This window comes from Streptomyces sp. NPDC055632 (assembly GCF_053618675.1).
This window is the reverse complement of the sequence record NZ_JBSHHY010000057.1, coordinates 18,729-32,847: the sequence shown is the minus strand read 5'-3', so window position 1 is coordinate 32,847 and position 14,119 is coordinate 18,729. Positions and strand designations below refer to the sequence as shown.

13 protein-coding genes are annotated in these 14,119 nt (G+C 69.4%); 8 read left to right on the top strand and 5 right to left on the bottom strand.

What is annotated here, in order from left to right; all coding sequences use genetic code 11:
- Positions 1-72: 72 nt before the first annotated feature.
- Positions 73-825: a hypothetical protein gene (locus tag ACWGSR_RS35565; protein WP_453573161.1), complete on the bottom strand. Its 753-nt coding sequence runs from the start codon at positions 823-825 to the stop codon at positions 73-75.
- Positions 826-943: 118 nt separating this feature from the next.
- On the opposite strand from ACWGSR_RS35565, the gene ACWGSR_RS35560 reads away from it, so the two are divergent.
- The 6 genes from ACWGSR_RS35560 to ACWGSR_RS35535 all read left to right on the top strand — a co-directional run bounded on the left by ACWGSR_RS35560 (position 944) and on the right by ACWGSR_RS35535 (position 8,730).
- Positions 944-1,285, top strand: coding sequence for a trypco2 family protein (locus ACWGSR_RS35560; protein WP_453573158.1), 342 nt, complete (start codon positions 944-946; stop codon positions 1,283-1,285).
- A 48-nt stretch (positions 1,286-1,333) separates the two neighbouring features.
- Complete coding sequence (locus ACWGSR_RS35555; RefSeq protein ID WP_453573156.1) at positions 1,334-5,227, top strand: tetratricopeptide repeat protein; 3,894 nt, start codon at positions 1,334-1,336, stop codon at positions 5,225-5,227.
- 213 nt (positions 5,228-5,440) lie between these two features.
- Positions 5,441-6,028, top strand: coding sequence for a hypothetical protein (locus ACWGSR_RS35550; protein ID WP_453573153.1), 588 nt, complete (start codon positions 5,441-5,443; stop codon positions 6,026-6,028).
- Positions 6,029-6,099: 71 nt separating this feature from the next.
- Positions 6,100-6,555 (top strand): DUF4279 domain-containing protein, encoded by a 456-nt coding sequence (locus ACWGSR_RS35545; protein ID WP_453573149.1) that lies wholly within the window; start codon positions 6,100-6,102, stop codon positions 6,553-6,555.
- Positions 6,556-7,435: 880 nt separating this feature from the next.
- On the top strand, positions 7,436-8,437 hold the full coding sequence (locus ACWGSR_RS35540) for a magnesium and cobalt transport protein CorA (RefSeq protein WP_376328750.1): 1,002 nt from the start codon (positions 7,436-7,438) through the stop codon (positions 8,435-8,437).
- A gap of 95 nt (positions 8,438-8,532) precedes the next feature.
- Positions 8,533-8,730, top strand: coding sequence for a hypothetical protein (locus ACWGSR_RS35535; protein ID WP_376242704.1), 198 nt, complete (start codon positions 8,533-8,535; stop codon positions 8,728-8,730).
- Between the two features lie 29 nt (positions 8,731-8,759).
- Here ACWGSR_RS35535 and ACWGSR_RS35530 read toward each other — a convergent pair whose 3' ends face one another.
- Complete coding sequence (locus ACWGSR_RS35530; protein WP_453573146.1) at positions 8,760-9,005, bottom strand: hypothetical protein; 246 nt, start codon at positions 9,003-9,005, stop codon at positions 8,760-8,762.
- A 694-nt stretch (positions 9,006-9,699) separates the two neighbouring features.
- Positions 9,700-10,029: a DUF6422 family protein gene (locus tag ACWGSR_RS35525; RefSeq protein ID WP_376242700.1), complete on the bottom strand. Its 330-nt coding sequence runs from the start codon at positions 10,027-10,029 to the stop codon at positions 9,700-9,702.
- A 208-nt stretch (positions 10,030-10,237) separates the two neighbouring features.
- Between ACWGSR_RS35525 and ACWGSR_RS35520 the strand changes: the two genes are divergently transcribed.
- The gene (locus ACWGSR_RS35520; RefSeq protein ID WP_453573143.1) at positions 10,238-10,765 is read left to right on the top strand and encodes a DinB family protein; all 528 of its coding nucleotides are present in this window, start codon (positions 10,238-10,240) and stop codon (positions 10,763-10,765) included.
- A gap of 124 nt (positions 10,766-10,889) precedes the next feature.
- Here the strand turns inward: ACWGSR_RS35520 and ACWGSR_RS35515 are convergent, their stop codons facing one another.
- Complete coding sequence (locus ACWGSR_RS35515) at positions 10,890-12,572, bottom strand: SWIM zinc finger family protein (RefSeq protein ID WP_453573140.1); 1,683 nt, start codon at positions 12,570-12,572, stop codon at positions 10,890-10,892.
- Between the two features lie 377 nt (positions 12,573-12,949).
- Between ACWGSR_RS35515 and ACWGSR_RS35510 the strand changes: the two genes are divergently transcribed.
- A complete protein-coding gene (locus ACWGSR_RS35510; protein ID WP_453573137.1) occupies positions 12,950-13,495 on the top strand; it encodes a hypothetical protein in 546 nt (181 codons plus the stop codon).
- 63 nt (positions 13,496-13,558) lie between these two features.
- On the opposite strand, the gene ACWGSR_RS35505 is transcribed toward ACWGSR_RS35510, so the two are convergent.
- Positions 13,559-13,996: an ankyrin repeat domain-containing protein gene (locus tag ACWGSR_RS35505; RefSeq protein WP_376242690.1), complete on the bottom strand. Its 438-nt coding sequence runs from the start codon at positions 13,994-13,996 to the stop codon at positions 13,559-13,561.
- Positions 13,997-14,119 lie beyond the last annotated feature (123 nt).

Genomic DNA, 14,119 nt, shown 5'->3' with positions numbered 1-14,119 from the left:
CGCCTGTACGTCGAGTGGCCCCCACCGGACGGTGGGGGCCACTCGACGTACAGGCGGGACAGGGTCCGGGATTCAGCTCTGTTCGTTGCCCTCGCGCAGACCGCTGGTGATCTGCCGGAGCAGCCTCCTGGCTTCGTCACGGGTCCTGGCGGCTTCTGTCTGGTCGGCTGCGGCAGCGGTGTACCGCTGGGGCAGCTTCTCCACCCGGCTCAGGGCACGGCGGAGATCCTGTACGAGGCCGGTGAGCACTGTGTTGATCTCTGCGCCGCTCAGCCCGGCGTCCGCCGTCTGCTGTTCGGTGCCGGCCTGTGCGGGCACGACGGGCTTGGTGTAGCCGAGACGCTTGGCCGTGACCGTCAAGGCGGCCGCGGTGACCTTCTTCCCGCTCGTCTTGACGTCGGTGACGATCTCGACGGCCTTGTCCTCGCCGCTGTCGAGCGCGAGAACGGGAATAGGGCCTTGGCCTGGGAGGCCTTGGGGAGTGTCGAAAATTTTCGACACTCGGGGAGCGGCAAGGACGGCCTGGAGGGCTTCGACGGCTTCGACGGCCTCGATGGTCTCGATGGTCTTATAGAGGTTGTCCCGGCTGGTGTACAGGACCTCGTCTGCGTAAGCGGCGAGTGAGGTGCGGCCACGGGCGGTGCAGAGATCCTGGTCCACCAGGATCTTCAGCGCGGCGCCCTTCTCGATGGTCCAGCGGGCCTTGGCAGCCTTGACGCTGCTGGCGGCATGGTCGCCACCGGGCCGCAGTGGTCCTTCACCCGATCCGGCCCGGGAACGGCGCCCCGCCAGGTGTACTGACCCGAGAACGATAGGCGCGGTCACGGGTGGAGCAGGATCATGCTCCGCGCTGCGGCGCCCTGAAGGTTGGCCTGCAGCGGTGGTGGGAAGTGGGCCGGTATGCACCTCTGCGTAAGGGCAGGGGGCAAGGGAGGGGACTGGCATGAGCGGCACGGACGGTGCAACGGATGGTACGGGCGGGGAGTGGATGGACCTGGCGGATGCGATCACGCTGCTGCGCGATCAGATCGCCGAGTCCCAGCGCCGCATCGCCCGTCCTACGGGCAATGGTGACAAGGGTGTGCGGTTCACGCTGGAGGAGATCACCTTGGACCTCGGCCTGGAGCTGACCGAGGCCAAGGGCGTCAGCGGTGGGCTGAAGTGGAGCGTGATCAGCTTCGGCGGGAAGAAGGAGAGCGGCGCCAAGGCCAGCCACACCCTGCACGTGAAGCTGACTCCCCGGCAGACGGACGGCGGCAACATCGAAGTCGGCGACGAGGAGTAACCCGCCTTTGGGACGGGCGCCAGGAGCAGGGGATACGGGGGAGTATTTGTGGAGTTCGACCGCCGGGTAAAGATCCGGGTGGCACGCAAGGGCAAGGACGCCAAGGGGTTCGGGACGGGATACCTGGTCGCACCCAGGCTGGTCCTGACCGCCGACCACGTCCTGGACGGTTTGGACCCGGACGGCGGGCCGGACGCGGTGACCGTGTGCCAGCCCGATCACAGCGAGCGGGAATACCCGGCGTACGTGCGCTGGCGCCAGCGCGACGGCGAGGTCGACGCCGCGCTCGTGGAGATCGACGCCGACTGCCACTGGCCGGTCCCCGAGTCCCTGTCCGACCTGGTCACCAGGCCGCCCCAGCGCTACGGGCGTCTGATCGGCACCCGCTCCCACCAGGTGTCCCTGACCGGCTTTCCCCGCCTGCAGAAAGACACCGATCGAGGCCGCCTGGACGAGCACCTGGAGGGCCGGATCACTCCGGGCACCGGGGCGCTGGCCGGCCGCTACGAGGTCACCAGCACCACCCCGGTGCCCGCGGGCACGCCCGTTCCGGGCGGCACCCGTTGGTCCGGCATCTCCGGCGCGGCCGTTCTGGCCGACGACGGACATGGCGGCGACCTGCTGTGCGGCATCGTCCGCTACGACCGTCAGGCCGACGGGGGCACCCGTCTCACCGCCACCTCCATCAGCCACCTCCTCACCGACCAGGACGGCCAACCCTCCGAATTCCGCCGCCTCATCACCCGGCACACCGGATGGGAGCCGGTCCTCGAACCCATCGAACCCGCCCCCCTCCTCAAACCCGCCACCGCCGACCGCGACCTCCACTCACCCGCCGCCCTCCTGCGCGCCGACACCGAAGCCGTCACCTTCCACGGCCGCGACCGCGAACTCGCCGACCTGCACACCTGGTGCACCACCGACTCCGCCAAGATCTCGATCCGCGTGATCACCGGCCCCGGCGGCCAGGGCAAGACCCGCCTCGCCCGCCACCTCACCGACACCCTCAGCCGCCAAGGCTGGGTCACCGGACACCTGCGCTCCGACCTCACCGACCACGACACCCCGCCCGCTTTCACCCCCCTGACCACCGCCTTACCCCTGCTCCTGGTCATCGACTACGCCGAGACCCGCCCCCGCCTGCTGCGCCGCCTGGTCACCCACCTGCACACCACACGCCACCGCGTCCGCCTGCTGCTCCTCGCCCGCTCCGACGGCGAATGGCGAACCGACACCCTCAGCGCCGTCGCCCCGGTGCGCCGCCTGCTGGCCTCGGCCCCTGTTGTCCCGCTCGGCCCGCTCCAGCCCGCCGCCCCGACCACCCGCGACCGCAGCGAGGCCTTCCGCGACGCCGCCCGCGACCTGGCTCTCCTACTGCCCCGCATCCCCAGCGTTCCCGGCCACGACTGGACCGTTCTCGCCGGCACCCTGCGGCCCGCCGACAACCTGGCCCACCCCCGCTACAGCAACGCCCTCACCCTGCAAATGGCCGCTCTGGTCACCCTCCTCCAGCACGGACCCCGCCCCGTCACCACCGCCCCCGGCGACCCCGCGGAGAAGATCCTGCTGGAGCATGAGGAACGCTTCTGGAAGGACAGCGCCGACGCCGACGCCTTCCAGCTCGGCCTCGACACCGCCACTCTGAAGGCCACCGTCGCCATCGCCGCCCTGTGCGGCGCCGACAGCACTGATGCGGCCGCCCGCGTCCTGACGGCCCTCCCTGCGGTGCCCGCCCCCAAGATCGCGCACACCGCCGCCTGGCTCGCACGCCTGTACCCGGCCGACCCCGACCGCTACTGGGGCAGCCTCCAACCCGACCGCATCGCCGAGTACCACGCCGCCAGTGTGTTGATGAAGGGCGACATCAATCTGCCCGCCCTCCTCACCACCGCCGATCCTGGCCAACAGGCCCAGACCGTCACCGTCCTGGCCCGCGCCGCCATCGCCCACTACAACGCCACCCGCACCACCGAAACCGACCACCTCCTCCATACTCTCGACACCGCCCTCGACACAACACCCCTCACCTACCAGGCCACCCGGATCGTCACCGCCGCGCTCCCCTACCCCTCCCGCGTCATTGCCCCGCTCGCCCTGCGGCTCACCGACGCCCTCGCCCGGACCAACCAGCAACTGGCGGCCGACAACCCCGCCGCCTTCGAACCCGCCCTCGCCAGCTCGCTGTCCATCCTCGGCAACTACCTTTCGGACGCGGGGCGCCGCGGTGAGGCCCTGGCCGCCACCGAGGAGACGGTGAAGATCCAGCGCAGGCTGGCGGCCGACAACCCTTCCGACTTCGAACCCGAGCTGGCCGAGTCGCTGTCCAACTTCGGCATCCGGCTGTCCGACGCGGGGCGCCGCGGTGAGGCCCTGGCCGCCACCGAAGAGGCGGTGAAGATCCAGCGCAGGCTGGCGGCCGACAACCCTTCCGACTTCGAACCCGAGCTCTCCGGCTCGCTGACCAACCTCGGCAACCGGCTGTCGGAGGCGGGGCACCGCGGTGAGGCCTTGGCCGCCGCCGAGGAGGCGGTGAGCATCTACCGGCGGCTGACGCAGGCGGACCCCGCCGCCTTCGAACCCGACCTCGCCATCTCGCTGACCAACCTCGGCAACCGGCTGTCGGACGCGGGGCACCGAGCGCAAGCCCTGGCCGCCACCAAGGAGGCGGTGAGCATCTACCGGCGGCTGACGCAGGCGGACCCCGCCGCCTTCGAACCCGCCCTTACCACCTCGCTGTCCAACCTCGGCAACCACCTGTCGTACGCGGGACACCGCGGTGAGGGCTTGGCCGCCACCGAAGAGGCGCTGGAAATCCGGCGCAGGCTTGCACAGACGGACCCCACCGCCTTCGAACCCGCCCTCGCCGACTCATTGACCAACCTCGGCAACCGGCTGTCAGAGGCGGGGCGCCGCGATGAGGGCTTGGCCGCCACCGAAGAGGCGCTGGAAATCCGGCGCAGGCTGGCGCAAGCGGACCCCACCGCCTTCGAACCCGCCCTCGCCGACTCGCTGTCCAACCTCGGCGTCTACCTGTCAGACGTAGGGCGCCGAGCTGAGGCCCTGACCGCCACCGAAGAGGCGCTGGAAATCCGGCGCAGGCTGGCACAGACGGACCCCACCGCCTTCGAACCCGCCCTCGCCGACTCGCTGACCAACCTCGGCCTCCAGCTGGCGAAGGCGGGGCACGGGGCTGAGGCCCTGGCCGCCACCAACGAGGCGGTGGACATTTACCGGCGGCTGGCGCAAACGGATCCTGCCGCCTTTGAACTCGCCCTCGCCCGCTCGCTGTCCAACCTCGGCGTCCACCTGTCGGGGGTAGGGCGCAGCAGTGAGGCCCTGGCCGTCGAGCAGGAGGGGGTGGGCATCCTTGGGCGGCTGACACAGGCGGACCCCGCCGCCTTCGAACCCGACCTCGCCACCTCGCTGAGCAACCTCGGCCTCCAGCTGGCGAAGGCGGGGCACGGGGCTGAGGCCTTGGCCGTAACCGAAGAGGCGGTGGAAATCCGGCGCAGGCTGACGCAGGCGGATCCAGCCGCCTTCGAACCTGACCTCGCCGACTCGCTGACCAACCTGGGCAACCGGCTGTGGGACGCGGGGCGCCAAGCCGAGGGCCTGGCCGCCACCAAGGAGGCGGTGGGCATCTACCGGCGGCTGGCGCGGGCGGACTCCGTCGCCTTCGAACCCGACCTCGCCCACTCACTGTCCATCTGGGCCTTGCGCCTGGCAGACGGAGGCGACCTGTCCGCGGCGCTCGGCGTCATAGGTGAAGCCGTGGAGTGCTACCGGCGTCACATCGCCGAGATGCCCTTCCTGCTTCCACGGCTCCACGCGGTTCTCGATCTCCAGGTGTACGTCCTGGACGCGCTCGGACGCCCGCAGGACGCGGCGCTGGTCCGGCGCTGGCTGGAGGAGAATCCGCTGCCGCCCAGCTCCCACAACTGACCAGTTGTGCGAGTTCCGCAGGGCATCCGAAGCACCCCCGGTTCGTCCGCGTCTCCGTTCGCAGAACACCCCTCAAAACCCCGGCGTTCCGAGAGGCCGTTTTCATCCGATGTTTCGTCCTGAGGTGGGATGTTTCGGGCGCAATCCGAAAAGCATGCGGAACACCTCGTCCCGAGATGAAACATTGGGCGAAAACGACCTCTCAGGCGCACGATGAGCGAGCAGAACTGGCTATCCTCTGGCACCAACCGCCACGACGATCAGGGGCTCGGGCTCTGGAATCATTCGCGCATGGAATTCGAACTCGCACCGCCCACAGGCATAGGCGCCCTGGCCATCGGCATGCCCTACGCGGCAGCCGACCAGGCACTCGCCTCGTTCCGCGACCCCTCAACGATCTCGGAATCGGACCGGCCCGGCAGGTTCGTCTTCCGTCCCAGCGGTCTGATGGTCAGCATTCACTGCTCGCGCGGCGAGCTCGAAGCGATCGAGCTGGGTCGACCCGCCGGCCGCCAGGACACCGTCCGATTCCGCGGTGTCGACATCTTCGGCCTTCCCGCAGCCGAGGTGGTCACCCGGATGCGAGGGCTCACGACCATCGCCGAGGCTGAGGACGACCCGGCCTCTTTCGTCGCACCCGACCTCCTCCTCAGCTTCTGGCGCCCCTTCGAGGCCGACGACGCACCCGACGAAACACAGGGCTACTTCTTCAGCTCGGTCCTCCTGGCCCGTCCCGGCTACTACGACACCCCTGCGGAAGCTGCCGCCAGGCTCCTGGCCGCAGGACACCAGGAGCCCTGAACCTCCTCAAGGCGACTACCGGGCCGAAGAAGTCGCTGGCCCGCACGAACGCGGCCTGCCATCGTGTGGTCGTGCCGAACGAACTGACGACGCAGCCGCCGATGCCGGACTCGAAGTGGTCGGCCGGATCGCTGCGCATTACGAGCCGGACGATCACCGCTGACGAGATCACGGCGGTTATCCGGCTCGCTCCGGACGACCACCACGAGCACGGACACGTCGCGATTCCCTGCACGGACACCTTCCCACGCGACTTCTCCGTCTGGACCCTCAAGAGCGGTCTGGGAAATGACCGCTGGCCCGATGAGCACGCTGCAGCACTGGTCAAACGCCTTGAGGGCCGCGAGGAAGCACTCTCACGCCTGGCGGCCGACTGCGAACTGGAACTCTTCCTCGGCTTCGGCAGCGAAAACGGACAGGGAGGGTGCGCGCTCCCGGCTCAGCTCCTCAAGGAAATCGGGCTACTCGGCCTCAACATCGTCTTGGACCTCTATCCGCCGACGCCGGACGATGAACCGTGGCGCTGATCGTGATCTGCCTCTACGAGAACGTCCCTCATGTCCCTCAAGCCGCTGCAGGGCTCTGACCTGCAACGCAGGAACTTTCACCCGAGACAACCACCGTGCGAAGTGCCGTGACCCGGTACAGGAGGCGTACGTGCTCGACTTCGTCGGCGTACTCGCGCAGCTGGGGGCCGGTGGTGTCGCCGGGGGATCGGATCGCCGATGTTGCGATGTGCCGCCTGCATGACGGCGGACCGCTTGAGGACGTATCGAGGATGGGTTCTGCGGGGTCTGGGCCGGCTGGAAGATCGACTACGAACCGACGGATCACCTCCTGACCGCGGTCTGGATCTGTAGATCGACAGCACGAACGGCTGCGGTTCGTAGAAGGTCCCGTCGCGGAGCATCGCAAAAAGGACGGCGGCTGGTGAGCCTTTTCTACTTGGCCGCCAGCACGACCGGCCGTGCCCGGCAAAGCGCCCGGAGGGGCGGCGGCCGGCTGTGAATCTGCTGGTCACAGGCCCGCCACCGAGCGGTGCGTTCTCTTGTCGGCATGCCCTTGACCAGTACAAACGGGAGGTCGGAAGGGCCGGTGGCCGCAGTCGGCGCTCGTCAGCCTGGCCTGGGAACCGGTCAAGATCACCTGTCGGAGGGCGCCGAGGTTTCGCTCCAGGTGGCCCGCACGGGCTCATCGCCCGGTCCTTCCCTTGAGGAGAGGGCACGTGGAGCTCACGGAGGGAGGACATGGAGCCACATCGGAGGACGGGGTGTGCGTTGGCGACGGACCTGGACCGTTTGCCGTCGAAGCCGGTCCGTCCGCCGGAGGGGTAGGTTGCCCCCGGACATGGGAAACGAGCGGAACGAGGGGCCAGTGACACAACAGGACGGCAAGGAGACGGGTGCCTTGCCTTCGGCGGTGGTGGACTGCGCGCTGTACGAGGACGGTCACCGGATTCCCGGGCAGGTGAGCCTGGAGGCGATCAAGAAGCGGATGGACCCGCAGGCCGGGCGGTTCGCGTGGATCGGTCTGTACGAGCCCACCGCGGAGCAGTTGCAGGAGGTCGCCGACGCCTTCGGCCTGCACCCCCTGGCCGTCGAGGACGCCGTCCACGCCCATCAGCGTCCCAAGCTGGAGCGCTACGGCGACATGCTGTTCCTGGTGCTGAAGACGATCGTCTACGTCGACCACGAGAAGGTCACCGCGACCAGCGAGATCGTCGACACCGGCGAGATCATGGTCTTCGCCGGCCCCGGCTACGCGATCACCGTCCGCCACGGCAGCGCGCCCCCGCTGGAAGGCGTGCGCCGTCTGCTCCAGGAAGACCCCCGGCAGCTGGGCCGCGGTCCTGCCGCCGTCCTGCACGCGGTGGCCGACATGGTCGTCGACCGCTACATCGACGTCGCCGACGCCTTCGCCGGCGACGTCGACACCCTGGAAGCCGAGGTCTTCTCCCCCGACACACCCGTCGACGCCGCACGCATCTACCAGCTCAAGCGGGAACTGCTGGAGTTCAAACGCGCCGTCATGCCCCTCACCGGCTCCCTGCAGCGCCTGAGCGACAACAGCGTGCCGGGGATCCCGCCGAAGGTGGCCACCTACTTCCGGGACGTCACCGACCACCACCAGCGCGTCATCGAACAGATCCTGTCCTTCGACGAACTGATCACCGGCATGCTCACCGCAAGCATCGCCCAGCTCGGCGTCCAGCAGAACGCCGACATGCGCCGCATCAGCGCCTGGGCCGCCCTCATCGCCGTCCCCACCATGATCGTCGGCATCTACGGCATGAACTTCGAGCACATGCCCGAACTCGCCTCCCCCTACGGCTACCCAGCGGTCTGGCTGACCATGATCACCGTGTGCACGGTCGTCTACCGCGCCCTACGCCGCAACAAATGGCTCTAGGGGTAACACCCCACCCTCCAGCGGAATGGGCTGCGGCAGAGGCCGTCGGTGACGAGGGTCGGCGCCGTGATCCACTTCCCTGCCAGGAGGAAGTCGTGAACAAGTTGTCGGTGGTGCTGAAGCAGGCCTGGATCGACTGGGCCGTCCTGATCTGCATGGTGGTCACCGCTGCCCGCTGCAGGAGTCCTTTCCTGGTGGTCCTGTTCACTGCGGTTGCTCTTGCGGTGGCGGTCATCGCCACGCGAAAGACCTGGCAGATCCTCAGGACGCTCCAGGAGCGCGGCGGGGCATAACGGTTCGAAAGTCCCTTGCCCTGCCGGTTTCACTCCGGTGCCGGAGCGGTGTCGCGCCGCCGAAGGTCCTGTACCGCCAAGGCCGCGCCCCGGCCGTCGGCCAGCATCGCCCAGAGCCCGAACGGGACCGCGAGCCACCGCCAGGCACTGTGGAAGTGCGTGATCACGGCGATGACGAATACCAGCTGGAACGTGCAGAGCACGAGGTTGCCCAGCAGGCGCAGCACCGGATGCGGTCTCCTGCGGAACAGCTCTTCGAACAGGGTCTTCTTCACTTTCCCCCCTCATGCGGACCGGGATCGTCCCGGACGCCGGGGAAACAGTAGCGGCGTACTCGAACAGGCGCTTGTCAACGTCGTGTCCTGCGGTGGTGAGTGGGCCGGCTCCTCACAGGGTGAGGAGGTCCGGCTGCTTACCACCGCCGCCCTCCCGGCCCGTGAACGCCCGACCTCTTCCTCCGGGTGTCGCGGAGAAACAGGTGTCGCCGCGGAAACGGGCTTGCCCGCGGGGCTCACCCAGAAGGCTCCGCCCTGGTCCACGCTCCCCATCTGTGTGACAGGGCGGTGATGCGGCAGGCCGTGTGGCACAGGAGCGCGCCGTCCCCGGGCGCCCGTTCACCAGATACCGGGAGGGCCGGGACATGCCGAACGGTCCGCACCACCGCCCGGTGGTGCGGACCGTTCGACAACCCGAGAGCCTGCCGGCAGGGGGTACGAGCAGGCTCTGTCTTCTCAAAGCGGTCCCATGCGCTCCACCCCCGTCTGCCCCCGAACCCCGCACCTACACCTCCGGCTTTCCGAAGGCCGGCAAGGGCAGGTCACCGTCCCAGGCCCAGCGGCCGGGATCCTCGGGGCGCGGGTCGTAAAGGGCACGACCGTCCGACCCGAAGCGAGCCGAAGAAGGCGGCCGCGACTGCGCGTCAGTCCTGTCGCTCCGCTTCGGCTCAGGCATCCGCGGCCTCCTGATCGGTCAGATCTGGGCGTGCTCGAACTCCGTGTGCTCACAGGTCCTGGTGGGCGATCCCGTGCCGAAGTCCGGGCCGGTGAAGTCGGTCCAGGTGTTGAGGCAGGGTTCTTCGCCGCCCGAGCCGCCGTAGTCGTCGCAGCCGCAGAAATGCGGGGTCGGCGGGGGGTCCAGTTCGGCCATGCAGGGACGGCCGACCCAGTCGCGTTCCTCGGGGGACAGGTCCGCGCCCGAGGCGCGTACGAGGTCCACGGCCTTGCGGCGGGCCTCGATGAGCAGGGCGCCCGCCTCGGCCAGGGTCCGGTTCTGGTCTTTCGTTCTGTCATTCCAGTTCACGGCTGCCGTCCTACCAGGGATCGCGGACCGGTCCCCGCGACGCGCCCGCGCGGCTTCTCCGGCTCATCCATCAGGAGCCAAGAGACCGAACAGCGGGCGCGCTGTATCGCGCCCGGTACGAGCCGCGGGTGTGCGTCGCCGCAACTCCACCCGTCGGAGCACCGAATCGAGGACACAAGCTGACCTAGATCCCTCCTACGGTCAGCCCATGACGACTTCGCCGGAAAATCAGCTCCCGTTTCTTCCAGGTGAGCGAGGTGAACTGTTGCGCGCACTGGCGGAGCAGCGGGAGCTGCTTCTGATCGCAGTCCGCGGGGTCACGGATGCCGAGGCCGCGCGACGCACGACGGTGAGCGAGCTCACGCTGGGCGGGATCGTCAAGCACCTGGCCAATGGCGAGCGAGTGTGGACACAGGTCTTGGTCAAGGGGGACGGCGAGCTGCCAGAAGGCATGCTCGACATGGGGCAGTACCAGATGGCAGAGGACGAGACGCTTGCCGTACTGCTGGAGCAGTACGCGACGGCTGCGCAGACGACCGAGGGGGCTGTGGCGGGGCTTGCAGACCTCGGCCGGAGCGTACCGCTGCCCAGGACTCCGTGGTCTCCGCCGGAGACCGTCTACTGGTCCGCGCGCCGGATCCTGCTGCATCTGATCAGGGAGACGGCGCAGCACGCCGGGCACGCCGACATCATTCGGGAAGCGCTCGACGGCGCCAGCACCACGGCCCGACGATGATGCCGGCGTCGTCCCGGCGTGTCCCCCGGGCGGTCGGCAGGACCCGGCGTTCTCTTCCCTGAGGAGAGGCGGTCCCTGGCGCTGTCGTTCTCCCTTCGCCGGCAAGGCCTCTGTCGGGGCCCTTTCACAGCCCGTGCCGGTCAAGGACGGTCATCAGCTTCCGCCTGCGTTTCAGTTCCCTCCGCAGCTCGGCGAGAAGGTGGGTGAACGCGTCCTCGGTCCCCAGCGCGCGATGGCAGTCACGGGCAGCTCGGAGCAGTCGCGCCAGGTGCTCGTAGGCACGGTCGCCCGTCGGCTCCTTCGATCGCTCGATCAGCCGCAGGTACACATCGAGCGCCTCGGCCGGGCGCGTGTCGCGTGACAGATCGGCGAGCTGCGCCCACTGCTGGTCGTCGGCGCGGCCGGCGGCCTCCCGCCAGGCGGCGTCCAGATCGCCGTCGTCGAGCAACGCGTCGATCAGCACGGGCCCGCCGTACCGGCCGCCGCGCTCCCGGGGGGCGTCCTCCTCCAGGGTGGCCAGCGCCGCCGCGCGCTCGGCCTCCCAGCAGTCCGCCGCCCCGGCGGCGGCGCGCAGTTGCCGGTAGGCGGGCAGGGACCGCTCGATGCGGAACCGGTCCCGGCGCGCCGCGACCACGTCGGCCGCCCGCCCCGTCCGCGCGTACCGCGCGCACACGTAGTCGACCAGGCGGCCGTCGACGTACGCCTCGGCGGCGCAGTCACGCAGTCCGCGCTCCGCCCAGGCAAGGGCCTCGTCCGCGCGTCCCGCCGATTCCAGTTCCTCGGCGATGAGCAGATGGGTCGCACCGGTCGGGACGAGGTCCCGCGCGTGCAGGGCGACCAACGCGTCGACGTCACCCTCCGCCTTGATCAGACGGTCCATCAGGTACCGCTCCGCCCAGCCGGACGGCCTGCGCTCGAGCGCCTCGGTGGCCAGTTGCCGCACGCGAGCCAGCCCGCCCGGTCCCAGCACGTCGGCGTAGTCCAGCGGGTCCAGGTCCGTCACGTCGCCGCCGTCGTCGAGCACCGAGCCGACCAGCCAGTCGGCCAGCCGGACCGGATCGGGGCGTGCGACTCCGCACGCCTCCAGATGGGCCTCGGCCACCGCGGCGAGGGCTTGGCCGACCACACCGTCGGAGTCGTCGATCTCCTCGTACGCCTCCTCCAGTACCCGGATCGCCTCCTCGGCCAGATCCACCGCATGCGCCGCCTGCCCGTCGGCGGTCAGGGCGCGCAGCGCGCCCGCCGCCTCGGCGACTTGTCGTGCGTACCCGGAGGCATCCGCGTACTCGACGTATCCGTACCGGGCGAACGGTCGTGGATCGGTCAGGGCGACGATCCGGTCCCGGACCGTACCGAGGTCACAGCGAGCGGTGGCTGCCCGCAGCTCCAAGCGCCTGCGCAGTCCCCGGTCCTCGGCGATCTGCTCCCGCACCAGCGCCAGGAGCTCGTCACGCGAGAGCGCCGAAAGCCACGCTTCCAAGCCTGAAGCCCGCGCTCGTGCCGCGACTCGCTGCCGGGGGACCGTCTTCACCCGCCGCAGCGCGGCGAGCCCGACCGCCACGCAGTGCTTGCAGAAGTTGCCCTCCTGCCCGTACGGGCAGTCGCACCGTCCCGAGACCGCCTTGTCGCCGCCGAGGGTGAGCTCCACCTCGTAGACGTCCGTACCGTGCACCACGGCGGTGACCGAGTCCTCCCCCACCTCCAGCCCGCTCACCGCGTCCAGGTATCCCAGCCCTCGCTCGAAGGACCGGGTCCCGGCCAGCGCCCTCAGATCGTCCTCGCCGAACCCCGCTGCTTTCAGTGTCACACTGACATTCAACTGTGCGAGGCGAGGCGGGGAACCCCGGAGAGCTCGGCCGTCCCTCTACGGGGGGCCGCGAGCGATGCTCACGGTGCCCCGTCCCGGCCCGACGCGCGTCGGCTCGACAGGGTGGCTTTGTCCACGAGAACGGGCGACACCGGCCTCGGTCTCCGGGTCATGCCGCTCTTCGGCCTGTGACGGCGGGCGGGGCGTCACAGGGCCGGTTCGAATCCCTCACGCCGCCCGGCCGTCTCCCGAACTTGTGACGTGACCGGCGACCCCGTTCAGACCCTTACGATCTCCGCTGTGTCGACCTCGCCCATACCCGTCCTGCGCAGCTCCCACGGCACCGTGCTCCGGTTCACCGGCGACACGCTGAGGAGGTGGGGGCGGTCGACGGCTCGACGCCGGTGTCCGCTCGTACCGTGCCCGAGTCCGTGGACGATCCGCAGTTGCGCAAGCAGAAGAAGGTGGCGATCGTCATCGGCGGCGTATCGGTCGCCCTCGCCCTGGCCGTCGGGCTCCGTGGTGAATGGCTCGGCGCGTTCATGACCCTGCTTGTCGCTCCCTTCGGTCTCGGGCTCACCGCGATCGGCGTCGTGACGTTCGGTCTCGTGTACGGCCAGTGGCACCTGCCCCGGCACGGCATCACGGTCGAGACGGAGAAGGTCGCGGAGTACACCTACAACGGGACCGCGTCTTACGCGTACACAGACCTGGACGGCGGGAAGCATCAGGTGTCGGGCAAGAGCACCACCGATACCGTCTACGTTGCCTATGATCCGTCCGATCCGGACAAGATGACGCTGTGTTACTCGCCGCTCAAGGCCGCCTGGCACATGGTCCTTTCCCTGGGGCTTCTCCTTCTCGGTCTCGGCGTGATGGCCCTGGTCGTCCATGTGACCGGTGAGATCTTGCTGGACGGATGACGACACCGTGGTCGTTCGTCAGGGATTCCTCGGGTGAACGCCAAGCGAGATCAGTGGCGCCGGCTACGGAGCCGGGTGAACTGCCGGTCGCGCCCCCGCTGCCCGGAGGAGTTCGGCGGCGTCGGGGTGAGGTCCGTTGTCCGCCCAGTCCAGCGGAGACCTGCCCGCGCCGCGGTCTTCGCGGAGGTGGGGATCGGCGCCATGGGCCAACAGCTGCCGGATCGTTTCGGTGTGCCCCCAGCAGGCGGCTGCGCACAGCGGTGTGCCCTCCGAGCCGGGGCCGCTGCTTTCGGTGTCGGGAGAAGCTCCGGCTTCCATGAGCAGACGGGCCATCTCGGCCTCGCCCTGTACCGAGGCCAGGTACAGCGGAGTGGTGCCGTCGGTGTCCCGTATCTCTGGACTTGCTCCACTGCGCAACAGGGCCTTCGTGCGCAGGGCGTCGCCTGTGAGGATCGCTGCGAAGAGGCGGTGGGAGAGTTTCTTCTGCTTGCGCTGCTTCATGGCCGGTGAAGTTAGCGGTCACGAGTACGCCGGAGCCACTCATACCCGTTCGTTCTCGCACGGACGTCCACCGGTCGCCCGGACGCGGGCGGGTACGGGCGGGTCCCGGGGGAACCGGTGCAG